This is a genomic window from Paenibacillus sp. SAFN-054 (assembly GCF_051966755.1).
Lineage (GTDB): Bacteria > Bacillota > Bacilli > Paenibacillales > Paenibacillaceae > Paenibacillus_AQ.
On the sequence record NZ_JBQCKS010000001.1, the window covers coordinates 1065325 to 1090542 of the forward strand.

The following is a 25218-nucleotide window of genomic DNA, read 5'->3' on the forward strand; positions in this document are numbered from 1 at the left end:
ACAAGCAGTCCTCCCTGCTGAACCTATAAAGTCCTGATGGCCGGATTTAATCAATTATACCCACGAAATCATCGAGGTCGGGTGAATGACGCCAAGAATTTATAGACGAAAAGAATCATTTTTCCGGGAAATTCGGCTAAATGGGTGTACGTCTGCAGGCTGCTTATAATACGATCAGACAAAGTCTTGTGTTCATTATCATGATTGAGTCGATTGTGTTCGGCATATGGAGGGATTCACAATGAAATTATTAAAAATGATAGTGGTTATATTGGGATGCATCAGTTTGCTGGGCATGGGATGCTCCGATCAGAAGGAGCAGGAGGAAGGAAAAGAGGTTGCTCTCGGTGATGCTGTGCAAAAAGGCAGCGATATCCGCATTCCGCACAACGAGCGGCTGCTCTTTTCTACCGATAAGAAATGGATCGAGGAAGAAGGTCATCAATCGGATCTCATCCGTCTGCAATGGACAGCGGAAAGGGCCAAGCCGGCCATCGTCTGGGTCGATGAGACAGGCAAGGATAAGACAGCGATTATTTCCCATGACAAGGCAAACAATCCGAAGCAGCACGACCATAAGCATCTCTCGTTCGAAACGACAATGTCACCGACAGGTCCCGACGCGAACCAGTTGTTTACCCGGTTTGAAATTCCCTTTGATACGGATATAAGCGAAATTCGTACCCATTCATCCAACTTCAATGTCATGAGCGGAATCTTGCGGGTCGCAGGGGAAAATGAGACGAACCGGGATATCCAGTTCAGTGCGGCAGGCAAGGATAATAAGACGACTCCCCGATGGGCTGTCCGAGCGGACAGCACCAAGGAAGCCGGCGAGAATACGGGATCCGATCTGCAGTTTGTTCGTTACAGCGATAACGGCGAAGTGGTCGATTCACCGCTTACCATACAACGCAGCGAAGGGAATGTCGGCATTGGAACGACGGACCCAGACACTAAGCTGGACATAAACGGGGATAAGCTGCGTATCCGCAACAAGTATACACCCGCTTCATCGCATGCGGTCTGCAGCCAGGGTCAGATGGCTTGGGACGATCAATATGTATATGTTTGTGTCGCCCAAAACAGCTGGAAGAGAACGGAAATGTCGTCTTGGTAAAAAATTAAGCTTGCATTCATTATTTGAAAAAAGACCAGTATGAATATTCGTAAACAATTTGCCGGATTGAATCAGAAATTCGATTATCTCAATTGAAAAGGAGTGCTGACATGGCTAAATACACACGGGTGGATAAGGACTCATGCATCGCTTGCGGGCAATGCGGGGAAATAGCACCAACCCTTTTCGACTATGATGAGGCTGGATTCGCGGAGGTTATCTATCAGGGTGATGGGAATAAGGGGGAGACGGCTATTGAGGACGAGTCTCTCTTGAATGATTTGATAGATGCGCAAGAAGGATGTCCGACCGGTGCGGTTCAAGTGCGGGACATCCCTTTCTCCCAAAGCATCAATTACTAGGACTCGCTTGGATGACTTCATCCCTTAAAATTGGCGATGGGCAAACCGGTAAGGTGCCCACCTAATTAAGCCGAGTCCTATCTCGGCTTATATTGCCTTATATATACCATTATGCTAAAATACTGACTGAACGTTCGGTATACTCAATGTATTGGAGTGACGTTATGAATCAGAAGCAGCTTCAGAGCGAGCAGACCAAGAAGAAGATTGCGGCTGCGGCTCGCGCGCTTTTTGTCCAGAGGGGTTATAAAGCGACTTCGATCGAAGAGATCGTGAGCGTAACCGGAAGCAGTAAAGGCAATATCTATTACCACTTCAAGAGCAAAGAGGGCCTGTTTCTTTATTTAATAGAAGAATGGGACCGTGAGTGGGAATTGAATTGGGAACAAAGTGAGCATTTGTATACAACCACACGCGAGAAGCTTTATGCCGTGGCCGAACAGCTTGCGACCGATGACTTGAATCATCCGCTTACGAAGGCTGCCGATGAGTTCTTCCATAATGAGGAGAAGACTTCTGAGGTGGAGACCAGAATGGCCGAGATGAACGGCAAGCATTTGGCGTTTAATCAAAAGCTGCTGCAGCAAGGAATTGATAGCGGTGAGTTTAAGCCTGGGGATGCAGAACGCCTTGCTGTCGTATTGGAAGCCATCTTTTTCGGTGCAAACCAGCTATCGAGAAGCTTGGCGCCTGAAAAGACGATCGCGCTTTATCGGGATGCTGTCACTGTATTTTTAAACGGCGTCGCGGAACAATAAGGAGAATCTTACGGCTGCAATCCGCTTACGTTATTCCGGAACACAATACATAACGAATGTTCAGTATTAATGCAGAAATTCATGGAGGCTTTTTTGTATGTCGCTGCTGCTTAGAAACCGGGGAGCAATTCTGCTTCTCATGCTTAACAACTTCATTATTTTCACGGGAATCGGTCTCATTATACCGATCATGCCCAGTTACATGAACCTGCTTCATATTAACGGAAGCATTCTCGGACTGCTGGTTGCGGCTTTTTCGATCACCCAGCTCGTATTCTCGCCGATCGCCGGACGTCTTTCCGATTCAATCGGGCGCAAAAAAGTCATTCTGGCCGGATTGCTGCTCTTCGCCGCATCGGAATGGATGTTTGGCGCTGCAAGCACGCTTCCGTTGCTGTTTCTCGCCAGAATGCTGGGAGGAGTGAGCGCCGCTCTCGTCATGCCTGCCGTTATGGCTTACACGGCTGACGTCACGAGTGAAGAAGAACGCGGCAAAGGGATGGGATACATTAATGCAGCCATTACCACGGGCTTTATCATCGGACCGGGAATCGGAGGGTATCTGGCCGAATACGGCATCCGGGTTCCTTTCTACGCTGCAGCTGTCGGCGGCTTGCTTGCGCTGGCAGTTTCCGCGCTGTTCTTGCGTGAAGTGAATAGGGAGGGGAAAGATCGCAAGGAAGAGGGAGCATCACGATCCGCTCAAACCGGACTGCTGGGTCAGCTAGCTGCTTCATACCGGGCGCCTTATTTTATCAGTTTGATTGTCGTGTTCATCGCTTCCTTCGGTCTGGCGAATTATGAAACGGTGTTTGGACTGTTTGTCGATCACAAATTCGGCTTCACCCCAAAAGATATCGCCTTCATCATTACATTCGGTTCGATCAGCGGGGCTGTTGTGCAGGTCACCATTTTCGGCTGGATTATTAATCGTTTCGGGGAGAAGAGGATCATTACCGTCAGTATCCTGGTGTCTGTCCTCTTTATTATACTTACACTGTTTGTACACACGTTTTGGCTCATGTTTGCAGTTTCTTTTGTCTTGTTTCTTGCAATGGACATCCTGCGCCCTGCCATCGGGACCCAAATGTCCAAATTCGCTAACGAGGAGCAGGGCTATGTTGCGGGTCTGAATTCAGCCTTCACCAGCCTTGGAAACATCATTGGTCCGATTATTGCAGGAGCATTGTTTGATTTGAATTTGAATACTCCGTATGTGATGGCGAGCGTCGTATTGATGGTTGGATTCTTCATTTCCTTCAAGTCCAAAGAAACCCAATACGAGCTGGATACCAAGTCGCTGCGATAACGATTTTTCGTGGATATCATAGCCCAGCCTGTGCTATAACGATTAACCCTCCAGACCGCTGCCGGTTTGGAGGGTTTTTCATAAGTAGTGTTGAACTCACAAGAAACACGAGGCTTTTAAAATGTTCCAAGTACAGCGAATAAAATCGGATAGGTTAACCATAATAAGACAGCCTATTTTATTCCAAACGTACAAAGGGAGCAGATAAATGTGAAAAATAAATGGTTGCTGGCGCTGCCTTTAACCTTGGCGCTTTTTTTTAGCATGACGCAGGCAGTCGTTTTCGGACAAGCAAAAGGAAGCGAGAAGAAAGCCCCGGTTTGCCTAAGCCCCCAAATGGTGCAGTTGAAAGTCGATATGCAGAAGGTCTGGATTGACCATACGATCTGGACGAGAAGCTATATTGTCAGCGCGATATCCAACCGTCCGGATCAGCAGGATGTACTGGACCGCCTTTTACGGAATCAGCAGGACATAGGTAACGTTATTAAACCCTATTACGGCGAAGCAGCAGGCAACAAGCTGGCTGATCTTCTCAGAGAGCATATTCTGATCGCAGGAAAGATTGTCGCTGCGGCTAAAGCGGGGAATCAGGCTGATGTGGAGAAGCTGGATGCGGACTGGCACAGAAACGCTGACGATATCGCCCAATTTTTGAGCTCAGCGAATCCGAATTGGCAGTTTAAAGTGCTGCAGGACATGCTGTATGAACACCTTCAGCTGATTAAGGAAATCGTTCTGGACTGTCTTAAAGGAGATTGGAAGGCCGATATTGCGGCTACCGATAAAAATGAAATCCATATGATTCATTTGGCCGACATCCTGACGGAAGGCATCATCAAACAGTTTCCGGAGAAGTTTTAAAGAGAACGCTGCGGAAAAGCGAAACCGAGGAGAGCTTTTATGGTTGCCTAAAGAGGCAGCGGTAAAAGCTCTTTATTGTGCCCCTTCAACCTCTAACTCCCTGTTACCCATCATAAAACACCCTGGATTGAAGCACATCCAAGGCTCTTTCGATGTCCTCCAATTGTTCTGCGGAAGCATCCTTGATTCGTTCCAAAAATCGCCCGCCGATGCGTTGAAACGCTGCGTTCATCATGGTCTGGCCAGCTTCGGTGAGCCGGATCAACTGCTTGCGCCGGTCTTCGGCGACACTGAATTTTTCGCACAGATGTTTCTCGGTCAGCTTCTTCATCTCGCGGCTCGTATTCGGCATGGAAATATGCTTACAGTCGCTGATTTGACTGAGGGTAACGGGTTGACTGACGGCGATATACTCCAGAATGCTGTATTGAACGGGTGTAATGTCATCCGGTTTGATATCCTTGGTTAATTCATGGGTCACTTCGTGCACGGCTGTCGTAAAAGTCACGAACTTTTGAAATAGCGCTTCTTCCTCCATTGCGATCACCTCTTATTGACACAATAACAAACTAATTATCAAACTACAATTATTAATGGATAATTATCAATTGACAACTAAAAGATAATCATGCTACCATTTTGTTATCAAATGATAATTAACGAGGTGGAGCCATGAACGTGTTGGTGATTTATACGCATCCGAATCATCGAAGCCTAAGTTATTCATTTTTGCAGAAGGTCATCGAGGGAAGCCGTAAGAACGCCCATATCAAGGAAGTTCAGGTGCTTGATTTATATGAAGAGAGGTTCGATCCGGTATTGGTCTTTAACGATAACAAACGGAGAAGGGATATGCATGTCGATCCCAAGCTGGAGAAATACCGCCAGCAGATCCTTTGGGCGGACAAATTAGTATTCGTCTATCCGATTTGGTGGGGAAGACCTCCCGCGATGCTCCTCGGGTATATCGACCAGATGTTTGCCTCGAATTTCGCCTACCGGGATCTTGGAAAGCTTCTGCCGGAAGGACTTTTGAAAGGCAAAACTGCGGTTTGCATCTCCTCCATGAAAGGGCCGGCACTGTATCCTTTGTACTGGTTGGGTAATGCACATAAAATTCTGATGAGGAAAGCACTGCTTCAATATGTAGGCATCCGCAAAGTGAAGTTTTTTGAATTCGGAAGCATGGAGAGCCCGAAAGGCAGGCACGGACAGAAATTGAATAGGGTGCAGCGCTATTTTAGCGCTATAACCCAATAACCTGTAACGAATAAAACAAGGGCTGCTCCTGGCGAGCAATCCTTGTTTGGCTATATGACGGAAAACACCAATGTGTTTGGAGACACTGCTCGGGTTAGCGTGATTAATCTTTTACCGGGTGAAGGTTACTTCGAAGGGATCACCTGTATGTCCACCGATAAAAGAGGCAGTTCCATGAATTCGCTGTACCTCGCTGCGGCTGTAATCAGTTCCTCGGTCCGATCATCATGTGCAGCAAACAACTCCAATAACATGTCGAGCCCTTTGGCTTTGGCCTTGCGTTTCCATATGCCCGCTACCTGTCCGTCAATGACAATACTCGGCATGAACACGCCATTGCCGCCGGGAACGATATACTTGGCGTGCTCCTTACATAGTACATCGGAACGGTCTTTATAACCGAGCAGGTACTCATCGAATCCCGCAAGCAAATAGACGCTCGGTCGGAATTCAGAGAAGCGAGCGGCTGACGAATGGTACCAAAACTCCCGCTGATCAATCATCGCGGACTCGAGCTGACTTTTCGCCAACCGCAATCCCAGACGGGCATCCGAAAGCGTCAACCCGGTCCACCAGGCGAAATCTTGGACGGTAGCGGGGCCATGCCCGGCGTAATATCGCTCGGTTAACTGCAGCAGCACTTCCTCCCGGGATGCATCGTGCGCAGGCGTTACCCATTCGTCCAACAGGACGAATGTCTGCTGCTTTCCTTCCCGTGGTCCCAGACAGATTAATCCTGTCTGCGCCATATGCCACAGCAGGTGATATCCCCGCTGACCCGTCGTACGGATTCCTGCTTCCTCGAGCAGCTGCATGGCGTCTTGGCGCGTAATCCTTTGGTGTCCATGCAGAGCAGTAGACATCAGTTTTATGCTCTGTTCGATGATTTCCTTCGTTAGTTCCAACTGTTCGAGTCTGCGCTTGTCGCCCGCCAAAATACGCGGAGTCAACAAGTGCAGCATCGTCCTTACGGATTCCGGTGGCACCGCGTGAATCGTCCCGCGCATGGGCCATGTCAGCACGATTTCGCGCTCTGCGATGCTGCGTTCAACATCCGATACACTGGCATGCTGCATGCGCGAGCCGATCGCCCAGAGCACCTGATGATAATCCTGAGCCTGCATGGCCCCGAGATGACGCACGACCTCATCCGGTTTCCCGCACCTGTTGCCTGTAATCCGCTGATTATGCATTCGTTGATAACCGATTTCCGATCTGTTCACGGTGATCCTCCTAGATATTCCGTCTTATTCTGTAGCAGCCGAAGCGATGAACGTTTCTTTATTTTACGGATTTTTATGATCTGTTTCAACATAAGCAACATACCATCCAAAATCCATATCCGGCAGCCAGGATCCTGAGATGGACCACTTTTTTGGAATCCGAACATATTGATTTCGTACCTAGTCCTAAAGGTTTAACAGCAGACATTCTTGGTTGGAAAGTACTAATGGAAAGTCAGCAGACGAATGTCTATTTTACGGACCTCCGGCTGATGTGCGGGATATCTTGATCATGTTAGGGTAAAGAGTGGAGAAGGCAGCAATTGTAAAGGAAAGCATCAATTTAGCATCGAATTCGCCTTCGCATCACGTAAAATGACCAAATTACGATTATGGTCACTTGGTCTTGGGAAGTGTTTCACCTCGCACAGACAAAAGGACAAAGACATCAAAGGGAACATGGAGGGAGAAATTATGTCACCAACAAAACAGATACCTCAACCGAAAACATACGGGCCACTTGGTAATCTACCGCTGCTGGATTCCGCGGCTCCGATTCAATCGCTTGTGAAGATCGCCTCGGAAATCGGGCCGATTTTTCAGTTTCAGTATCCGGGAGGGCGCAGTGAATTGTATGTCTCCGGTCATGAATACGTTAAGGACGCTTGTGACGAGAAGCGATTTGACAAACGAGTATGGGCGCCGCTTCAGAATGTCCGTTCTTTCGCAGGTGACGGATTGTTTACCAGCGCTACGCATGAGCCAAATTGGAAAAAAGCCCATAACATACTTCTCTCCAGCTTCAGCCAGCGCGCAATGCAAGGCTATCACACGAAAATGGTTGATATCGCAATGCAGCTCATCCAGAAATGGGATCGACTCAATCCGGATGATACCGTTGACGTTCCCGCCGACATGACGCGACTTACGCTGGATACCATCGGTCTGTGCGGTTTTAATTACCGGTTCAACAGCTTCTACCGTGAGGACAATCATCCGTTTATCAACAGCATGGTACGGGCGCTTGATGAAGGCATGAACCAGCTTCATCGTCTGGGCATTCAAGACATGTTTATGATCAAAAAGAAACGGCAGTTTCAGGAGGACATCCATTCCATGTTCTCTCTTGTGGATGAGCTCATTCAAGAACGTAAGAGGTATGGTGGGGAAGAAGGTGATCTGCTTGGGCATATGCTGGAAGGTGTCGATCCTGATACTGGCGAACGTCTGGACCACGAGAACATCCGGTATCAGATGATCACGTTTCTTATCGCGGGGCATGAGACAACGAGCGGATTGCTTTCCTTTGCCATTTATTATCTGATGAAGAATCCGGATGCTCTGCGTAAGGTGGTCAACGAAGTGGACCGTGTAATGCAAGATCCCGTTCCGACCTACAACCAGGTGAGGGAGCTCAAATATGTCCGCATGGTCCTCAGCGAATCGCTTCGGCTATGGCCGACAGCACCTGCCTTCTCGTTATATGCAAAAGAGGATACGGCGATTGGCGGTATCTACCCGATGAGTAAGGGAGACAGTGTGACGGTCCTGATTCCTGGACTACATAGGGACACCCGTGTCTGGGGAGACGACGTAGAAGCATTCAGACCGGAGCGCTTCGAGGATCCAAGCGAGATACCGCATGATGCGTACAAACCGTTCGGTAACGGGCAGCGCGCTTGCATCGGGCAGCAATTTGCGCTGCAGGAGGCAACCCTGGTGCTTGGGTTGGTTCTCAAGTATTTTGAATTCGTAGATGATCAGAATTATGAGCTGAAGGTTAAAGAGACACTCACTTTGAAACCGGATGGGTTCCGCATTAAAGTTCGAAGCCGTCACAACGGATCCGCTCTCCTGATTCCAGGAGGACGTAAACCGGCTTCACCGGATTCGGAGAAGCAGGAAACTGCCAAGCTTGATCTTTCTCCCGTCAATGCCCATCGCACGCCACTGCTTGCTTTGTATGGTTCAAATTTGGGAACGGCAGAGGGAATAGCCAGAGAAGTTGCGGATGCAGCCAAATACCAAGGATTCGACAGCCAGGTAGGCGCATTGGACGACTATGTCGGAAAGCTTCCGAAGGAAGGAGTCGTTGTGATTGTTTCTGCCTCTTACAATGGTCAGCCGCCTACTAATGCCAAATCTTTTATGGAGTGGCTGGAAGTTGTGCAGGAATCTGAAATCCAGGGTGTGCGATATGCGGTATTCGGCTGCGGTGACCATAACTGGGCAAGCACATATCAGCGCATTCCCCGCTTGATTGACGAGAAGCTTGCGATGAAAGGGGCACAGCGCTTGCTTCCACGCGGCGAAAGTGATGCGAGTGGCGATTTTGAGCGGGAAGTGGATGAGTGGACGGAACACTTATGGCCGGATCTGATGCAGGCAATTGGACTACCGGCTACGACAAGAAGTGAACCGAAGCAGGGTAACTTGTCCGTTAAATTCGTACGGGGGGTAGCCGCAGTTCCGCTATCCGAGACCTATCACGCGGTGAGTGGACGCATTGTTCATAGCCGCAATCTGCAGCATGAGAATAGCGGAAGAATTACGCAGCATATTGAGGTTTCGCTGCCTCCGGGAACGGATTATTGCGAAGGAGATCATCTGGGAGTGCTGCCGGTGAATCGGGCAACGCTGGTTGAACGAGTACTGCGAAGATTTAACCTGGACGAGGACGTCCACCTTATCCTATCTGCTAAAGGTAGAAGCGGTGCTCATTTGCCGGCAGGCGTTCCTGTCCGTCTGGACGATCTGCTGTCTCGCAGCGTAGAATTGCAGGAGCCGGCCACAAGGGCGCAAATTCGGGAGATGGCCGCTTTTACGGTATGCCCGCCGCATGTCAAAGAGCTTCAAAATCTGCTAGTAGAAGAGAACTATAAGGAAGAAATACGGGCGAAACGGATCACCATGCTCGACCTGCTTGAACAATATGAAGCTTGCGAGCTGCCGTTTGAGCGGTTTCTTGAGCTTCTGCCACCCCTGAAGCCGAGATATTACTCGATTTCAAGCTCACCTAAAATAAGCCGTAATATGGCAAGCATCACCGTCAGCGTCGTCATGGAGTCTGCCTGGAGCGGCAAAGGACAATATTATGGAGTGGCATCCAACTACCTGGCTAATGCGGAGACAGGGACTGAAGTATTGATGTTTATCCGTTCTGCCGAATCGGGTTTTGCACTGCCGGAGGATCCGGTAACGCCTATCATCATGATCGGACCGGGAACGGGTGTGGCTCCGTTCAGAGGATTTATCCAGGCGCGACGAGCGCTTCGGGAGGCAGGCGAAGCGCTGGGTGCCGCGCATCTTTACTTCGGCTGCCGGAACCCTGAGCACGACTACCTTTATCGTGAGGAGTTTGAGCAGGCGGAGCGCGAAGGATTGGTGACCTTGCATACGGCCTTTTCTAGGGTAGATGGTGTGGAGAAGTGCTACGTTCAGCATTTGATGCAACAAGACGGAGCATTGCTGCTGTCACTGCTTGAGGCAGGTGCGAAATTATATATTTGCGGCGACGGTTCCAGGATGGCCCCAGAGGTGGAGCAAACTTTAATCCGTTCCTATTGTGGCCGTTATGGCGTGAACGGAGAAGATGCTGCTTCGTGGTTGTCCGGCTTGGAGTCGTCAGGACAATACGCCAAAGACGTCTGGGCCGGATGATAATCATTTGGAAAGTAACATGCCCTATCCAAATTCCTGTTCAGCAAGATGGCTTACCAATCTAGCGAGGTGTGGTTTTCTATGTTGATCATTTCATATCACGGGTCGTAATGTCAGCTTCCTATGTTATAATTAAAATGGTTTTATTTGTAAATATAGGGAGGAACATGAATGAAAGATCGAAATCATTCCGCTGGAATGCCTTTGCATCGGACAGAGGCGAGAAGCTTAAGATCAGGAGGATCCGTTGCCAAAAAATGGCTGGCAGGCACCATCGGACTAAGTCTTCTGCAAATGCCTTTACTGGTGTCTGCGGCGCCGAGCACAGCGCCTGTTGTGACGGAATCTAAGACGCAGTCTTCTCAAGGCAGCGGCTCCGCTGCAACGAAGGGCCTTAACCCGGCTGATGCCAAAATTACGAAAGAGCAAGCAGAAGCACGAGCAAGATCTCTATTTCCCATTTTGAAGGAGGCCAGGCTGGTCAGGGTGGATTACGGGCAGCAGAATGTTTTTCCTGCCAATAACAAAAAGATCTGGGTGCTGAATTGGTCTATTGAAAAGGGGAACGGTTCTTCCGGGTTCAGTACCGATGTCGACGCCCTGACGGGTGATATACTTAGTTTTTATTATCCTTATATGGTTCCGCAAGATGATACGAACACGGCCTATTATCCTCCGGCAGTTTCCAAACAGGCAGCAGAAAAGATTGCCCAAGCTTTTATTGCCAAAGCAGCACCCTCCATTAAGGCAGGTACGATGAAACCTTTCACCAACTTCATTTATCCGTCGAACCAAACCTTGTTTGGACCGGTTCTGTATACCTTCTCGTATTCGATCGATGTCAATGGAATTCCGTCCGACAATGAGTACGTGAGCCTTGATGTAGACGGAAACGGCAATGTTATCCGCTTTTCCAGAAATACTTATCAAGGGATTTATCCGTCAGCCAAGGCAGCCATCAGCAAAGAGGAAGCAGAGAAGCAGCTTAAGCAGGGCTTGTCCGCGAAACTCGCTTACATACCGGCCACCTCGCTCTATAGCGCATCCACCCATCGGGAATGGAAACTCGGCTACATTCCAGACAGGGTTGTAGAGCCCTTCGATGCAAACGCCGGTAAGCGGATTGATACCATATATGGAACAGTAATCGATGCCGCCGGTCAAGCGGTTAGCTACTCCCCATTAACGCCTTCCAAAAAGATGTTTACGCGGCATGCGGGAGGCGAGATGACAGCGGACGAAGCGCTTCAGCGCGTGAAAGAGATCGCTCCGGGATCGGAATACCAACTTCAATCCCATCTGGGGAATGGCTCGTACGGCTTCAAGCAGGTGTGGAATCTGGACTGGAACAAGAGAAATTCAGGGGCGTTTCCGGGTGATAACAAACATGCAACCGTGGACGCCGAGTCGGGGCAGCTGCTCAGTTATTATGACTATTATAGAAGCGAAACGAACACCACTTCTGCTCCTGTGATAACGGAAAACCAGGCGAAATCCAAAGCCGTCGAGTTGGTGCTCGCACACTATCCGAATGCGGCCAATGTTTTGAAGCTGTCTAACGTCCATTCTTCAAATGCGGCATCATCGAAGAGCGTCTATCAATTTGTATTCCAGCGCTTTTATAAGGAATTGCCCATTAACGGAAGCGTGGTGAACGTGTCTATTGATGGAAGCGGCAAGCTCCTTCGTTATGATGCGGAAAGCTATCTGTCAGAAGCAGATTTCAAATCCATGGATGGATTAAAAGCCGCAGTCACTCCAGAAGAAGCCCAAAAGCGTATGCTGGAGGAAATCAGCGTGGAGCTAAGATATATAAGCAGCGGCGGCTACACCGTTGATTCCACCTATGTGGAGCCTACCGTTCGGCTGGCATATGTGCCAACGCTTCATGAGGACAGGAACATAGGGTATATCAACGGAGTCACAGGCAAATCAGAGACAATAAACATGCTGCCTAGCCCAAACCGGGGACAAAGCACTGCGCTTCCTTCCGATGCAGTGAATCACGCGGCAAGCAAGGATTTGGCAACGCTGCTTGAATACCGCGTTTTATCTCCAATGGAAGACGGTTTGCTACATCCCGATTCGACACTGACCTTGGGAGAATGGATTCAGATGATGGCAAATGGGGTTAGCCCGGATCAAGGTTATAGCGGTGGCTCCACGCAGAAGATCTATTCCGATGTACCTTTGGACAGTCCGCTCGCAAGTGCACTTCAATTGTTCTCGGGTAAGGGATGGCTTGGCGATACGAAATCGTCCGAACTTCACCCGGAACAGCAGCTGACCCGTGAAGCGGTAGCGGGCAGCCTGGCCACAGCTCTCCATTACGACCGTTTGTCCAAGTTTCTCCAGCAGGATGCGCAGGTATTGTCTCTCTCTGACGCAAATGCCATCCAGAACAAAGGAGCCGTTGCGCTCATGCTGAAATTTGGCCTGATGGAAGCAGCAGGGGGCAAGTTCGACCCGGCAAAGCCGGTCACACGTGCAGAAGCGGCGACGATTTTGGTGCGGCTGGCGCATCTGCAAGGAAAAGTGGACACGCCTCTAAACCAGTGAGCATGTGACTGTTCTTAACACCATGGTCAGGAACTATATACAACAAAGAGGAGCGGCTGCCGCAGCAGTCGCTCCTCTTGGCCTATAAGCTGCTGAATACAATGTTACGCAGCTTCCGTGTAATTGACATTGTGCCTGCATCTTTTTTCTGGGTCATAAACAGGATTGACAAATCATCTTGAGGACTGTTGCAGAAGTAAGCCCCAAGCCAGCCGTCCCAGCCGTATTCACCCTGACTGCCAATGAATCCCGCCTTACCGGGATGGGTCATGATGCGCATTTGGTTGCCGTAGCTATGGCCGCGTAACGAATGCCACGTATCGAAGCCTTTTTGCTGCCAGTCGGTCAATGCAGGAGAAGTCAGATAATGAACGGTTCTCGGATTCAGCAGTCGCACGCCGTTTAGGCTGCCTTGATTCATCAGCATCGTCGTAAATTTGGCGGCATCGTCAATCGTGGAAGCAAGGCCTGCCCCGCCGGACTCAAATGCCGGTTCCAGGTCCATTTGATGACCGATACCCAGATGGTTTTCCGCGTACAGCTTCAGGCCGCCTTCGCCATCAACCTGATAGGTTTTCGCGAGGCGTGGTCTCTTTGTCTCAGGGAGCGAGAAGCCTGTATCTTTCATTTCGAGCGGTTCGAATATTTCCTTTTGTAAAAATTGCCCGTACCGCATGCCGCTGACCGCTTCCACAATCGCGCCAAGAACATCCGCCGACGATCCATATTGCCAGGACGATCCCGGCTCAAACGAAAGAGGGCCTTGGCCGAGGCGATTTGCGAACTCCATGGTGCTCATGGGGTTATCACCATACAATCGGGTGCCCAATTCCCGGAACAATGCTTCGGTGTGCTGTCCGGCTTGATCGGTTCCGCCATAGGTCAATCCGGATGTCATATTCAGCAAATCATGAATGTTAACTTCCCGGCCAGCCGGCACCAGTTCTCCATTTCTCTCGACCTGCTGCTGATGGAAACCCGGTATGTACCGGCTGACCGGATCAAACAAATCGATTTCACCGCGTTCCAATAACATCATGACAGCCGTGGCGGTAATCGGCTTAGTCATGGAATACAAACGGAATATCGAATCTCTTGCTATTGGGCGTTCCGACTCGATGTCTGCCAAGCCGCCTTCATGGTAAAAAACCTCGTTGCCGTTCTTGATTACCATGAAATTTGCTCCGGCAATCTCTTTGTTATCAATGCTTGCTTGTAGCGTTTTTTTCAATTGATTGGTTATGCTTGACTCCAACATGTCTGTTCATGACTCCTTCACGAATAAGTTCATTTTCATCGAAACGGGTGTTGATCGTCCCCTATCTTCCATTGAATTAAAGTTCATTCAACTGCATCATAGAAAATATTAAGCGCTTTCGGGTCGATTGTATAGTACCACATCGCATAAATCATGAAGGTATGAAAAGACGGTCAGCTGCTCATGTTATGAATGGAGGTGAACGTCATGTCTGGAAGAAACAACAAGCCAAAGAACGACGGACCTGCCTCTTCTCCAGGACGGCTGGATCAATTCGGTGAGAAGCTGACAGAAGTGGAAGCAAATCAACCGGTGAATTCAGCTAAAAACAGCGGTAAGAGATCCTAAAGTGGAGAGTTTTTGAAGAAAAACGGCAGCCTGAACGCGGCAGCCGTTTTTTTCCTTGTAACCATAGTGGGGATAGTGGGGATGTAAGCTTGCCAAGAAAAGCGGAACAACCAAAAAAGAACCTTGGCGATTAGGCCAGGTTCTTAAGTATTGCACATAAAAAGATACAATGATATAATCAGATCACATCTGAACTTTGTTATGAAGACATAATTTATCCATCTTATATTTTTAGTTTACCATGCTGAGAAATCCTTGTCAAATATTTTTTTTGAAATTAGTGGTTAGGAGAGATGTTGAATGAGTTCATTGGTTCTTGATTTTCACGAAATCGAAAAAACTCAGCTCTTTCTCGTTGGCGGTAAAGGGTTGAATTTAGGACGGCTATCGAAAATGGAAGACATAGAGGTACCTGGAGGATTTTGCGTCACAACCGTGGGATTTCAACAAGCCATCGAACAAAATGAAACATACCAAGCGTTGCTCCATCGACTAACCATGCTGAAAGCTGAAGATCGAGGTCAAATGAGTGAAATCAGCAAAGAGATTCGGCACATCATTATGGAGACAGAAATTCCTGCTGCGGTTGTGAAAGCAGTGACTCAATATATTTCCCAGTCCGGTGAGGAGCATGCTTATGCCGTGCGTTCGAGTGCGACTGCCGAGGATTTGCCTCATGCTTCATTTGCGGGGCAACAAGACACTTATTTAAATATTATCGGCGTCGATGCCATCTTGCGACATATCAGCAAATGCTGGGCTTCCTTGTTTACCGATCGCGCGGTCATCTACCGTATCCAGAATGGATTTGACCACCGTCAGGTGTATTTATCGGTCATCGTCCAAAGGATGGTTTTCCCGCAGGCTTCAGGAATTTTATTCACCGCCGATCCGATGACTTCTAACCGGAAATTGCTCTCTATCGATGCGGGTTTTGGACTTGGAGAAGCTCTGGTCTCCGGCTTGGTATCTGCCGATGCTTATAAAGTCCGGGAAGAGGAGATCGTAGAGAAGAAGATCGCAACCAAGACGTTGGCTATCTATGGAAAGAAGGAAGGCGGAACAGAGACAACGCAGATCGATCCGGACCAGCAAAAGGCTCAAACGTTGACTGACCAGCAAATTTTACGGCTAGCACGCATCGGAAGACAGATCGAAGCTTATTTTGGCTGCCCGCAAGATATTGAATGGTGTTTGGCTGATGATATATTTTATATTGTCCAGAGTCGGCCGATTACTACGTTATATCCGATCCCTGAAGCGGTTGATCATGACGATCACGTCTATCTATCTGTTGGTCATCAACAAATGATGACGGATCCCATCAAACCACTGGGGTTGTCTTTTTACCTGTTAATTACACCTGCACCTATGCATAAAGCCGGTGGAAGGTTGTTTGTAGATGTTGGACCCAGACTGACTACTTCTGGCGGCCGGGAAGCTTTGTTAAATATGGTGGAATCCGATCCGCTCACGCATAGCGCACTTAAGACCATTGTAGAGCGGGATTTTATCACATTGTCACCCCAGGATGAGGCAGCACCGACTCCGGGCAAAAGGAATACAGAGATGCCGGCGCCATTCGAGAACGATCCAACAATCGTTACGGAGCTGATGAAGCGTAGCCAAACATCAATCGAAGAGTTAAAACATAATATCCAAGCCAAATCAGGAGCGGTATTGTTGGACTTCATTCTGGAAGATATCCAGCAATTAAGAAAGATCTTATTCGACCCGCAAAGTACAGCTGTTTTTATGACTGCTATGAATGCGACGTCATGGATCAATGAACATATGTACGCGTGGTTGGGCGAAAAAAATGCAGCCGATACGCTCTCGCAATCTGTGCCCAACAATATTACTTCGGAAATGGGCCTCGCGCTGCTCGATGTCGCGGACGTTATCCGTCCTTATCCGGAAATCGTTGACTATTTGCAGCAGGCAAAAAATGATGACTTTTTGGATGAACTGCTTCAATTTGAGGGAGGGCAGCAAACCCGAGATGCGATCTTGGATTATCTGGGCAAATACGGAATGAGATGTACCGGAGAAATCGATATCACGAGAACGCGATGGAGCGAAAGACCAATCTCCCTTGTTCCGCTGATTCTGGGCAATATCAAACACAGTGAGCCAAATGCCGGCAAACGTAAATTTGAGCAAGGGCGCCAGGAAGCTTGGGAAAAAGAGCGTGAGTTAATCGATCGATTGAAGCAATTACCGGATGGTGAACAAAAAGCCAAAGAAACCAAACGAATGATCGGGCTCATTCGGAATTTCATCGGGTATAGAGAGTATCCCAAATACGGATATATCAGCCGCTACTTCGTTTATAAGCAGGCTTTAATGAAAGAAGCGGAACAACTCGTTCATGCTGGCGTGATCCATGACAAAGAAGATATATACTATCTCACTTTCGAAGAACTTCACGACGTCGTACGAACCAACAAACTGGATGATCAGATCATCAGCACACGGAAAGAGGAGTACAAATTCTACGAAAAACTAACTCCCCCGCGTGTCATCACGTCTGAGGGTGAAATCTTCTCAGGCATGTACACACGTGAACATTTGCCGTCTGATGCGATTGTTGGCCTGCCTGTTTCTTCCGGAGTGATCGAAGGAAGAGCACGTGTCATTTTGAACATGGAACACGCCGATCTGGAAGATGGAGATATATTAGTGACCTCCTTTACGGACCCTGGCTGGACGCCATTGTTTGTATCTATTAAAGGTCTGGTTACTGAAGTTGGCGGACTGATGACACATGGTGCCGTGATCGCGCGTGAGTATGGCTTGCCGGCAGTTGTCGGCGTGGAGAAGGCTACAAAGAGGATAAAAGACGGGCAGCGGATTCGCTTGAATGGAACGGAAGGGTACATTGAAATATTGTGAGGTCGTATGCAGTCATTTAAGGTGACCAAAACACGGCAGTATATTCAAAAGGATGATTCAGACTCACGCAGTGCAGTGGATCTGAATCATCCGGTTACATATTATGTGATATCGAATAGGGGCTATTCAACCGTTCCTTTATTTGCTTCCGCCTCAATGGTTTTTTTCATGACCTCAGCACCACGGTGTATTCGTGCTTGAATTTCATCTGCAAGATGTTCCGGCAGGAAATCGGTGATCCAAACGAGCTTCGTACCGTTATTGTCATGGGGGAAGACTTGGAAAGAGGCATGATGATGCAGCAGCGGCATGCGTCCCTCTTTTACTGCATAAGCGAGTCTCCGTTCATTCTCATCCATGGAAACGATCACTTCGCGAGTGATTCCTCCATTCGGTAACAGAAGTGTTCGTTCATAACCATGTATAATCGTGTTTTCGGTATAACCGGGAACCAGGCGTTGATGGACGGCGCCTACATCGCTGACTGCATCCCAAACCTGCTCAGGCGAGGCATGAATTATAATTTCCTTGTAAATCGTTGGCACAAAGATCACGCTCCTCGTCCGTATTATATGTACCTTGAAGTTCTTGGTCAACCATATACAGCTTTGAATAACGGAGACACTATGCAGGAAGGAGAGGAGCACTTCATACCAGTCCATAAGGGAGGGGAAATATGTTTATCATTCTACAAATTCTGTTAGCCATCGTGTTTCTCATGACAGGCTTTATGAAGCTTTCCGGAAGCAAGGTGGAAACTGAAATTTTCGAAAATCTGAAATTGCCTCCATGGTTAAAAGTCTTCACAGGCATCATACAGCTTCTCGCAGGCGTAGGACTCATCGTCGGAATATGGGTCTATGTTCTAACTTTCTGGGTGTCCCTAGGGATCGCTATCATGATGTTTGGCGCCATGTTGTCACACGTTCGAGCCAAGGATCCAGTGAAAATATGGATGATACCGTTTATCTTGATGATAATATCCATCATAATGGTATGGCATAATACGCCATATTTTTAAGGTGCTGGATGGTGATCACCCTCCTCGAAGTCATCGAGTCTTATACGGACATCAGCCAAGTCCATACGATTGTCATAAGGTTTAACCGATACAGCCTAAGGAGTGTAAACGCGTAACCTTTCTTGTAAATGGTGCAAGAGCTCTTTCGGCATTTCCCTGACCTTGATATCCCCGCCCAGGAATAGCAGCCAGTTAGTTATTTCGAGCAGTTCTTCGGATTTATTGACGTCGATAAACATTTTTAGCATGGCCGTGGTTTGGTATGGATTCGTATAGGATATGGATACGTTTAACGGATGGTATTTTCTGAATTGGGCGATCGCCTTTGGACCCAGATCAAGAACGAGGTTATTGAATTCGTCCTGCTTGCGGAGCTGTTCCAGAATCTTCTTCTTGTTCACTCTTTTTTTGGCAGGGTAAGCCTCTACATCGATGAGATCATCTACCGGGATAATCATTCTTTTCTCTTCCACGAGATCAAAGCCTTCGATCAGCCATACGCTCTTCTCACGATAAAGATGAAGGAGATACACGGGATACGATTTGATCTCCTGTTCCTCCTGAATTGAAACCAATACATAGCTGTCCAGAAGCAGAATCTGGATGAGTTTCTCTAATCGCGGATGAGGGAGGTCGGAAAGGTCAAGCAGGTCCGGGTTATTGGGGTTGGTCCCTTCAAACAGCAGAATTTGATTTAACAGAACAAGGTCATCCTGCTGGTTTTGCGAGATGAGGCCGAGTAATTTTTCGGCCAAAGACTGACGGCTCTTAAGGTAAGGGAGCTGCTGGTTTCTCGTAGCCATAAAGGCGATAAAAAGAGCCTTAATCTCGTTATCGGTAAAGCGGACCGTGGGCAGGATCGAGTTGTTCATGACAAAATAACCCCCATCCCTGCCAACTTCGGCAACAAGCGGCATCCCCATGCCTTCAATTTCCCGGATATCACGAATTGCCGTGGAACGGGAGATGTTAAACTCCCTCATGATTTCAGAAATCGTAAAGTGGGCGCGGTTGTTGATATAGCGCATGATGATATTGATACGTTCAACTTTTTTCATCAGAGCCCCCTAAACAGGTTCAACTTTTGACATGATTTAACGTTATTATAAACCTATCAGATGAAAAGACAAATCATTTGATCAATTCAAATAAAAGGAAGGTATTGAATATGACAACCTATACGTTGGAAGAAAAAGAAAGCTTTATCGTTTTGGGCATTGGAACAGAGCTGAAAAGCGACTACACGGATTATGCTGGCATCAACAAGGAGAAATCCGAATTCTGGTCGTCCGTCGAGCAGGACGGAAGGCTGAATACGCTTAAATCCATCGCTCAGAACGACTACATATTTGCAGTGAACGAAGCGGTCAACAACAAGATGATGTACTACGCCGGCGTTATGACGGAAGCAACGCTACCGGAAGCATCACGAATGATCCAATTCCCTAAAGGGGAGTACCTTGTTGTAAAAGGGGAAGCATCGACGTCGGATGAGCTCAGCAACCAGCTCGCCGGCATTGCCTTCGGTCAAGCCCTTCCGGAAGCACAAGACATCGCCTATGTCGGCGGGCCGAACGCCACGGTCGAAATGGGGGAGCGCGACGGTCTCGTATTCGGTGAAATGTGGATTCCCGTGGTTAGGAAGTAAGTTTTGCTCGAAGTGTGCTCTAAGTCGTAATGCTCACAAAACTTAGCGCATGCTTCCGAAGTAAGTTTTGCTCGAAGTGTGCTCTAAGTCGTAATGCTCACAAAACTTTTAGGAGGAATAGGAATGTCCTACATCGTTGATTTTAAGAATGTCTCTACGGTTGGTTTGGAGTCTTCGCCGGTGGCCGAAGCGCTGGCCGGTTTGCGCGCGAATGAAGCCCGTTACTTTATGAACAAATACAAGCATGAGTTCACGGTCGTACCCGCCAGTGAAAGTCAGGAGATCCTTGATGATGTGAACCGTATTTTAAAAGAGGAGCGAGATATCGAGTTTGCAGCCAAGCCTTTGGAGACTTCCCGCTTTCAAGTGGAAAATATCCAGTTTACCTACGTCTTTTATGAAGACGGCCTTGGACTGAATGTCATGTATACAGTGGATGACCCAAAGAAGCGGGCTGTTGGCTTTAAACTATCGGAGGGGATGGAAGTTCCCCAGGAGCTGGAAGGGAAGTTTAAGTTTGCCCGGCAAAAGTCTAAATTGGCCGGTACGATCCGCGGCTCGTTTTTCGTCATAAAAAAAGAATATTAAGAGCGCCGAAATTCGGCGTAGCGATCAATAAAAAAAGAGCCGCATAACGCCGCAGCTCTTTTTTATTTTCCCTATATAAAGCGTTCCCAGACGGATGAAGGAAATGTTGCTGTTTGTGTGCATACGGGAAAGGTTTCGGAATTTGAATATGAAATGATTTAATCGAACAAGTCTCCAAACATGTCCATGACACTCTTTTTCTTCTTTTTGTGAGGGGAATGGCCATGGTGTGGGTACTGCTGCTGCGATGGATCATAATGCCCTGAAGGCTGATAATCCTTCTTCGTTCCATACTTGCCGGGGGAATCGCCATAATACCATTCGTTGTAATCCTGGCGGACCTCCCGGACGTCCTGCATCAGCTTGTCCAATTCACCCCGATCCAGCCAAACGCCTTTACATGTAGGGCAAATGTCGATCAGAATGCCGTTTTTCTCCACTTCTTTCATGCGAGAGCCTTCACAAACCGGACAATTCATACGTCTCCTCCTTTGATCGCAATGTCACCGGTAATACGGTGTAGATGAACCTGTGGTTTCTTTTTTTGGTGCTAGAAGGTCTATGTAGTTTAATGGATGAATACAGGACATAATAACTCTGCACATGTAAATATGTAAAGGAGTGATCATATTGGATAAAGAGATGAATTACGGAAGTGATTATAAATTTATTCCGGCAACTTCGATAGATAGTGGCACTGGAATGGAGGTGCTGCCCGATTTATTTTGCTATACGGTCCAGATTGTAAACTTCTGTTTAGTGGGGGAGCCAGATACCCGTGATTTTGTCCTGGTCGATGCAGGGATGCCGAAGTCAGCCGATGAAATTATATCCGTTACCGAAGAACGATTTGGCGCCAACTGTCGTCCTCAAGCGATTATACTGACTCATGGGCATTTTGATCATGTCGGAGGGTTAATAGAACTGATCAAGCATTGGGAAGTTCCCGTCTATGCTCATCCATTAGAGATGCCTTTTCTGACTGGCCAAAAAAGCTATCCGGAGCCCGATCCAACGGTCGAAGGGGGGATGGTAGCAAAAATGTCCCGTCTGTTCCCTAATGAACCGATCTCCTTGGGAAATAACGTACAAACCTTACCTTCGGATGGAACGGTACCTCATATGCCGGATTTCAGATGGATTCATACACCTGGGCATGCACCGGGCCACATATCGTTATTTCGCGAGAAAGATCGGGCGTTAATCGCCGGAGATGCATTCGTGACGGTAAAACAGGAGTACCTTTACAAAGTTATCACGCAAGAACAAGAAATCAGCGGTCCGCCTCGCTACCTGACAACGGATTGGAAGGCTGCCAAAGAATCGGTCATGAAATTAGAGGCGCTTCATCCTTCAGTTGCCATAACAGGACATGGGGTGCCAATGTCGGGTGAATTGTTAACCACAAGTCTGAAAAAATTAGTAAATGAATTTAACCGGATTGCAGTACCGGATTACGGAAAATATGTGAATTAAGAGATTGTAAACACCGGTTAAGTGAGCATCACGCTGAAGAATGCTGCAAAAGATCGAGTCTTAGCGGCATTCTTCCACTCCCAATTAAAGACTTCTTTCCGAGCAAAGCCCCCACTTGTTTAGCCATGGTTTCCGGCGGGTAGGGCATCCCGTTTAGATTCCACCATTCAATGACCCCTACATAAGCATTGCCTGCATACTGCAACATAACGTTTTCGGATAAACCCGCATTCTTTCCGCTCACTTGGTTTGGTCAAAATCCCCTCTGAATCCTTCCATAAAAGACGCAGTAAGCCGGGTTATAAAAGATGAAGGAGCCTCCATGATTTTATCCAATTGATCATATTTGTCTTGGAAATAAAGATAATGGTTGATTTCGCGAAGGGTTTGTTAATGTCAGCCTGTAACTTAGGAACTACCTTTAGTGCAGCAGCCGGGGGATTTTTCATGTCTGAAATAGGTATTGAATACGATGTTTTCGTAGGATTTCTATCCTTATTATTAAGTTTAGGGGCTATCTTACTTAGAGGATATTTATATGCACCTGCCCGATCAACAATCTAAACATCGGGGACCTGCAAATTCAGGGAATGATAAAGGAGGTAATACAATGATTACGGTTCATGCACGTGCAACATTCAGTCCAGAAGGTCCGTTCAAATTAACTACGATAGAGCGCAGGGAGCTTGAACCGGATGATGTCCTCATTGAAATTAAATACGCGGGAATTTGCCACTCTGACATTCATACAGCGCGCGGCGAATGGGGACCTGTGAACTATCCGCTCGTTCCCGGGCATGAAATTGCCGGCATCGTCACCCAGGTTGGAGCCCATGTTACGAAGTTTAACGTTGGTGATCGAGTAGGGGTGGGCTGCATGGTTGACTCATGCAGAGAATGCGATAACTGCCGACAAGGGGAGGAGCAATATTGCCTGAATGGAAATACAGGCACCTATGCAGCCATCGACAAGTACGGCCAATATACGCAGGGCGGCTATTCCACCCATATCGTCGTAACCGAAGACTTCGTGGTTCGCATCCCGGATGGCATGGAACTGGACGCCGCCGCTCCTCTATTGTGTGCGGGCATCACGACCTATTCTCCGCTTCGTCACTGGGGAGCCGCTCCTGGCAAGAAGGTAGCTGTGGTTGGACTTGGCGGACTCGGGCACATGGCCGTGAAGCTGGCACACGCGATGGGTGCGGAGGTGACGGTCTTATCCCAATCACTGAAAAAGAAAGAAGACGGTTTAAAGCTTGGTGCCCACCATTATTATGCAACAAGCGATCCAGCGACGTTTGAGCAGCTCGCTGGTTCGTTCGACCTCATCGTGAACACCGTGAGCGCGAAAATTGATATCGGTGCTTACCTGTCACTGCTGGCGCTGGACGGTACGCTTGTCAATGTCGGTGCGCCACCGGAGCCATTGTCAGTGAACGTATTCTCGCTGATCGGTCATCGCCGGTCGTTCGCCGGATCGAACATCGGTGGAATTCGAGAGACGCAGGAAATGCTGGATTTCTGCGCCGAGCACCAAATTGCTCCTGAAATCGAAGTGATTTCCGCCAAGCAAATTGATGAAGCCTGGGAGCGTGTACTCGCTTCCGATGTCCGGTATCGTTTTGTAATCGATATCAGTACAATGGATAGCGAATAGCGGTATCGAGCACATCTCAATATAGATAAAGAAGCCACTCCATTCTTACTGAACGGAGTGGCATTTTTATGTGAGATAGATATAAATCCATCAGTCGCACATGCCACGAGTAGATCTTTAGAGAAGTTTGACAAGTATGATGGGGCCGCAAATGAAACAAGATAGGTCCTATTAAGGATTCTCGTAGTTGCTTAACGGCATCCCTACATATTCCCGGAAGGAACGGACCCGCTCTGCCTCGAACGAGAAGACGATTGTAAGCTCATTGCAAAATGGCCGTCCATTTAACACCCCTTCCGAGCGAAAGACAACCATTCCGTGGTTTTCGTCTTCAAGCATCATAAGCGGAGTTAACTGCATCTGAAATAAGGAGCGCTCGAACCTGATTAAATCCTCGAACCTCTCTATGCCTTGCTGTTCATGATCCCAGCCCTGTAGCGGAAGTGGAACGGAGAAGTGGAAATCTTCCGTAACCAGCTTAAGAAAATCCCCGGTATTTCCTTTTTCTAAAGCCAGTTTAAATGCATCAAAGACTACGCTTGTTCTGCGAGTGATTGTGCCTTCGGATTGCTGCATCACAATTTCCTCCTCGTTATGATTTATAATCCTTCTCGTCTCAAACTTGGGTAAGTGCGATAGAACCCTTTAATTGGCTTGAAATCGTACCCAGATGAATGGCTTCATGTATGATAGCGAAATTAAACAACTCGCCGGCGGTGGTGAATTGAAAAGGACCCATATCATATGGAGTAGAAAGCTTCTCAACAAGCATTTCAGTTGTCAGCTCAGTCATTCTGTTCAGCTGCGCAGCAAGGAGTTCGAGCATCTCATCCTTTGCAGGAGGTGCAGAGCTCCATTCTGAAGGCTTGGTGCCGGAGTTAAACAACGTCTCATACGAATCGGGTATGGCCGCTGGAGAGCCGAAGCTTAAGGTGGAATACCGGTCCATCCAGTAAATGATATGGCCGACATTCCAACGAATGGTATTGTTAAAGCCTGCAATCTGAACATCGAACAAATCCTCTGGGACAGCCTGCACCTGCTGCTGCATGACTTGACGCAAAACCTTTGCCGTGTTGATAATCATTTCTGACATGTTCACATCCTCCTTTGTTATAAGCACCGCCTGATATGTTCCCAGTATAGGTTTAATGTAATCGGCCATCAATGCAGTGGGCATTATCGGAACGTTAAGTATAGGTTAACGAA

General features: G+C 48.0%; 23 protein-coding genes and 1 pseudogene. 15 read left to right on the forward strand and 9 right to left on the reverse strand.

Annotated features, from left to right (window positions below; genetic code table 11):
• The first annotated feature begins 241 nt into the window (after positions 1-241).
• From ACTHPM_RS05000 to ACTHPM_RS05020, 5 genes are all read left to right on the forward strand, one after another.
• On the forward strand, positions 242-1120 hold the full coding sequence (locus ACTHPM_RS05000) for a hypothetical protein (protein ID WP_440394088.1): 879 nt from the start codon (positions 242-244) through the stop codon (positions 1118-1120).
• A gap of 110 nt (positions 1121-1230) precedes the next feature.
• Positions 1231-1482, forward strand: a complete 252-nt coding sequence (locus ACTHPM_RS05005; RefSeq protein WP_440394089.1) for a ferredoxin — start codon at positions 1231-1233, stop codon at positions 1480-1482.
• Between the two features lie 164 nt (positions 1483-1646).
• A complete protein-coding gene (locus tag ACTHPM_RS05010; protein WP_440394090.1) occupies positions 1647-2240 on the forward strand; it encodes a TetR/AcrR family transcriptional regulator in 594 nt (197 codons plus the stop codon).
• A gap of 97 nt (positions 2241-2337) precedes the next feature.
• Positions 2338-3549, forward strand: a complete 1212-nt coding sequence (locus ACTHPM_RS05015) for an MFS transporter (RefSeq protein WP_440394091.1) — start codon at positions 2338-2340, stop codon at positions 3547-3549.
• 210 nt (positions 3550-3759) lie between these two features.
• Entirely contained in the window at positions 3760-4413 is a 654-nt protein-coding gene (locus ACTHPM_RS05020; RefSeq protein WP_440394092.1) for a glycosyltransferase, read from the forward strand.
• Between the two features lie 103 nt (positions 4414-4516).
• Here the strand turns inward: ACTHPM_RS05020 and ACTHPM_RS05025 are convergent, their stop codons facing one another.
• Complete coding sequence (locus ACTHPM_RS05025; RefSeq protein ID WP_440394093.1) at positions 4517-4951, reverse strand: MarR family winged helix-turn-helix transcriptional regulator; 435 nt, start codon at positions 4949-4951, stop codon at positions 4517-4519.
• Between the two features lie 134 nt (positions 4952-5085).
• On the opposite strand from ACTHPM_RS05025, the gene ACTHPM_RS05030 reads away from it, so the two are divergent.
• Complete coding sequence (locus ACTHPM_RS05030) at positions 5086-5673, forward strand: NAD(P)H-dependent oxidoreductase (RefSeq protein WP_440394094.1); 588 nt, start codon at positions 5086-5088, stop codon at positions 5671-5673.
• A gap of 125 nt (positions 5674-5798) precedes the next feature.
• Here the strand turns inward: ACTHPM_RS05030 and ACTHPM_RS05035 are convergent, their stop codons facing one another.
• Positions 5799-6896, reverse strand: a complete 1098-nt coding sequence (locus ACTHPM_RS05035; protein WP_440394095.1) for a winged helix DNA-binding domain-containing protein — start codon at positions 6894-6896, stop codon at positions 5799-5801.
• A 474-nt stretch (positions 6897-7370) separates the two neighbouring features.
• Here ACTHPM_RS05035 and ACTHPM_RS05040 point away from each other — a divergent pair, with 474 nt between their 5' ends.
• Positions 7371-10556 (forward strand): bifunctional cytochrome P450/NADPH--P450 reductase, encoded by a 3186-nt coding sequence (locus tag ACTHPM_RS05040; RefSeq protein ID WP_440394096.1) that lies wholly within the window; start codon positions 7371-7373, stop codon positions 10554-10556.
• 171 nt (positions 10557-10727) lie between these two features.
• A complete protein-coding gene (locus ACTHPM_RS05045) occupies positions 10728-13115 on the forward strand; it encodes a YcdB/YcdC domain-containing protein (RefSeq protein WP_440394097.1) in 2388 nt (795 codons plus the stop codon).
• Positions 13116-13197: 82 nt separating this feature from the next.
• Here the strand turns inward: ACTHPM_RS05045 and ACTHPM_RS05050 are convergent, their stop codons facing one another.
• Positions 13198-14373 carry a serine hydrolase domain-containing protein gene (locus tag ACTHPM_RS05050; protein WP_440394098.1) on the reverse strand — a complete coding sequence of 392 codons (1176 nt, stop codon included), beginning with the start codon at positions 14371-14373 and terminating at the stop codon, positions 13198-13200.
• A gap of 207 nt (positions 14374-14580) precedes the next feature.
• Between ACTHPM_RS05050 and ACTHPM_RS05055 the strand changes: the two genes are divergently transcribed.
• Together ACTHPM_RS05055 and ppsA are read left to right on the forward strand one after the other, a co-directional pair.
• Positions 14581-14721, forward strand: a complete 141-nt coding sequence (locus ACTHPM_RS05055; RefSeq protein ID WP_440394099.1) for a hypothetical protein — start codon at positions 14581-14583, stop codon at positions 14719-14721.
• Between the two features lie 300 nt (positions 14722-15021).
• Positions 15022-17616: a phosphoenolpyruvate synthase gene (gene ppsA, locus ACTHPM_RS05060; protein ID WP_440394100.1), complete on the forward strand. Its 2595-nt coding sequence runs from the start codon at positions 15022-15024 to the stop codon at positions 17614-17616.
• 122 nt (positions 17617-17738) lie between these two features.
• Here ppsA and ACTHPM_RS05065 read toward each other — a convergent pair whose 3' ends face one another.
• A complete protein-coding gene (locus tag ACTHPM_RS05065) occupies positions 17739-18278 on the reverse strand; it encodes an SRPBCC family protein (RefSeq protein ID WP_440421451.1) in 540 nt (179 codons plus the stop codon).
• A gap of 14 nt (positions 18279-18292) precedes the next feature.
• Between ACTHPM_RS05065 and ACTHPM_RS05070 the strand changes: the two genes are divergently transcribed.
• Positions 18293-18637: a DoxX family protein gene (locus ACTHPM_RS05070; RefSeq protein ID WP_440394102.1), complete on the forward strand. Its 345-nt coding sequence runs from the start codon at positions 18293-18295 to the stop codon at positions 18635-18637.
• Between the two features lie 95 nt (positions 18638-18732).
• On the opposite strand, the gene ACTHPM_RS05075 is transcribed toward ACTHPM_RS05070, so the two are convergent.
• Entirely contained in the window at positions 18733-19695 is a 963-nt protein-coding gene (locus ACTHPM_RS05075; RefSeq protein ID WP_440394103.1) for a helix-turn-helix transcriptional regulator, read from the reverse strand.
• A 110-nt stretch (positions 19696-19805) separates the two neighbouring features.
• Between ACTHPM_RS05075 and ACTHPM_RS05080 the strand changes: the two genes are divergently transcribed.
• Positions 19806-20285 carry a GyrI-like domain-containing protein gene (locus tag ACTHPM_RS05080; protein WP_440394104.1) on the forward strand — a complete coding sequence of 160 codons (480 nt, stop codon included), beginning with the start codon at positions 19806-19808 and terminating at the stop codon, positions 20283-20285.
• A 123-nt stretch (positions 20286-20408) separates the two neighbouring features.
• Complete coding sequence (locus ACTHPM_RS05085) at positions 20409-20873, forward strand: phage tail protein (protein ID WP_440394105.1); 465 nt, start codon at positions 20409-20411, stop codon at positions 20871-20873.
• A gap of 158 nt (positions 20874-21031) precedes the next feature.
• On the opposite strand, the gene ACTHPM_RS05090 is transcribed toward ACTHPM_RS05085, so the two are convergent.
• A complete protein-coding gene (locus tag ACTHPM_RS05090; protein ID WP_440394106.1) occupies positions 21032-21352 on the reverse strand; it encodes a zf-TFIIB domain-containing protein in 321 nt (106 codons plus the stop codon).
• 151 nt (positions 21353-21503) lie between these two features.
• Between ACTHPM_RS05090 and ACTHPM_RS05095 the strand changes: the two genes are divergently transcribed.
• Complete coding sequence (locus tag ACTHPM_RS05095) at positions 21504-22349, forward strand: MBL fold metallo-hydrolase (RefSeq protein ID WP_440394107.1); 846 nt, start codon at positions 21504-21506, stop codon at positions 22347-22349.
• A 100-nt stretch (positions 22350-22449) separates the two neighbouring features.
• Here ACTHPM_RS05095 and ACTHPM_RS05100 read toward each other — a convergent pair.
• A pseudogene (locus tag ACTHPM_RS05100) lies at positions 22450-22715 on the reverse strand (TetR-like C-terminal domain-containing protein); the annotation flags it as partial.
• Positions 22716-22959: 244 nt separating this feature from the next.
• Here ACTHPM_RS05100 and ACTHPM_RS05105 point away from each other — a divergent pair.
• On the forward strand, positions 22960-24009 hold the full coding sequence (locus tag ACTHPM_RS05105) for an NAD(P)-dependent alcohol dehydrogenase (RefSeq protein WP_440394108.1): 1050 nt from the start codon (positions 22960-22962) through the stop codon (positions 24007-24009).
• A 171-nt stretch (positions 24010-24180) separates the two neighbouring features.
• Here ACTHPM_RS05105 and ACTHPM_RS05110 read toward each other — a convergent pair whose 3' ends face one another.
• Together ACTHPM_RS05110 and ACTHPM_RS05115 are read right to left on the reverse strand one after the other, a co-directional pair.
• Positions 24181-24585 (reverse strand): nuclear transport factor 2 family protein, encoded by a 405-nt coding sequence (locus tag ACTHPM_RS05110; protein ID WP_440394109.1) that lies wholly within the window; start codon positions 24583-24585, stop codon positions 24181-24183.
• A gap of 40 nt (positions 24586-24625) precedes the next feature.
• The gene (locus ACTHPM_RS05115) at positions 24626-25105 is read right to left on the reverse strand and encodes a DinB family protein (protein ID WP_440394110.1); all 480 of its coding nucleotides are present in this window, start codon (positions 25103-25105) and stop codon (positions 24626-24628) included.
• Positions 25106-25218 lie beyond the last annotated feature (113 nt).

Excerpts from the sequence above, each read along its gene's own strand:
- ACTHPM_RS05055 (WP_440394099.1), top strand. The coding sequence starts at position 14,581 with ATGTCTGGAAGAAACAACAAGCCAAAGAACGACGGACCTGCCTCTTCT.
- ppsA (WP_440394100.1), top strand. The coding sequence starts at position 15,022 with ATGAGTTCATTGGTTCTTGATTTTCACGAAATCGAAAAAACTCAGCTC.
- ACTHPM_RS05000 (WP_440394088.1), top strand. The coding sequence starts at position 242 with ATGAAATTATTAAAAATGATAGTGGTTATATTGGGATGCATCAGTTTG.
- ACTHPM_RS05010 (WP_440394090.1), top strand. The coding sequence starts at position 1,647 with ATGAATCAGAAGCAGCTTCAGAGCGAGCAGACCAAGAAGAAGATTGCG.
- ACTHPM_RS05015 (WP_440394091.1), top strand. The coding sequence starts at position 2,338 with ATGTCGCTGCTGCTTAGAAACCGGGGAGCAATTCTGCTTCTCATGCTT.
- ACTHPM_RS05030 (WP_440394094.1), top strand. The coding sequence starts at position 5,086 with ATGAACGTGTTGGTGATTTATACGCATCCGAATCATCGAAGCCTAAGT.
- ACTHPM_RS05075 (WP_440394103.1), bottom strand. The coding sequence starts at position 19,695 with ATGAAAAAAGTTGAACGTATCAATATCATCATGCGCTATATCAACAAC.
- ACTHPM_RS05070 (WP_440394102.1), top strand. The coding sequence starts at position 18,293 with ATGTTTATCATTCTACAAATTCTGTTAGCCATCGTGTTTCTCATGACA.
- ACTHPM_RS05085 (WP_440394105.1), top strand. The coding sequence starts at position 20,409 with ATGTCCTACATCGTTGATTTTAAGAATGTCTCTACGGTTGGTTTGGAG.
- ACTHPM_RS05025 (WP_440394093.1), bottom strand. The coding sequence starts at position 4,951 with ATGGAGGAAGAAGCGCTATTTCAAAAGTTCGTGACTTTTACGACAGCC.
- ACTHPM_RS05065 (WP_440421451.1), bottom strand. The coding sequence starts at position 18,278 with ATGGACTGGTATGAAGTGCTCCTCTCCTTCCTGCATAGTGTCTCCGTT.
- ACTHPM_RS05115 (WP_440394110.1), bottom strand. The coding sequence starts at position 25,105 with ATGTCAGAAATGATTATCAACACGGCAAAGGTTTTGCGTCAAGTCATG.
- ACTHPM_RS05040 (WP_440394096.1), top strand. The coding sequence starts at position 7,371 with ATGTCACCAACAAAACAGATACCTCAACCGAAAACATACGGGCCACTT.
- ACTHPM_RS05110 (WP_440394109.1), bottom strand. The coding sequence starts at position 24,585 with ATGCAGCAATCCGAAGGCACAATCACTCGCAGAACAAGCGTAGTCTTT.
- ACTHPM_RS05080 (WP_440394104.1), top strand. The coding sequence starts at position 19,806 with ATGACAACCTATACGTTGGAAGAAAAAGAAAGCTTTATCGTTTTGGGC.
- ACTHPM_RS05105 (WP_440394108.1), top strand. The coding sequence starts at position 22,960 with ATGATTACGGTTCATGCACGTGCAACATTCAGTCCAGAAGGTCCGTTC.
- ACTHPM_RS05005 (WP_440394089.1), top strand. The coding sequence starts at position 1,231 with ATGGCTAAATACACACGGGTGGATAAGGACTCATGCATCGCTTGCGGG.
- ACTHPM_RS05090 (WP_440394106.1), bottom strand. The coding sequence starts at position 21,352 with ATGAATTGTCCGGTTTGTGAAGGCTCTCGCATGAAAGAAGTGGAGAAA.
- ACTHPM_RS05045 (WP_440394097.1), top strand. The coding sequence starts at position 10,728 with ATGAAAGATCGAAATCATTCCGCTGGAATGCCTTTGCATCGGACAGAG.
- ACTHPM_RS05050 (WP_440394098.1), bottom strand. The coding sequence starts at position 14,373 with ATGTTGGAGTCAAGCATAACCAATCAATTGAAAAAAACGCTACAAGCA.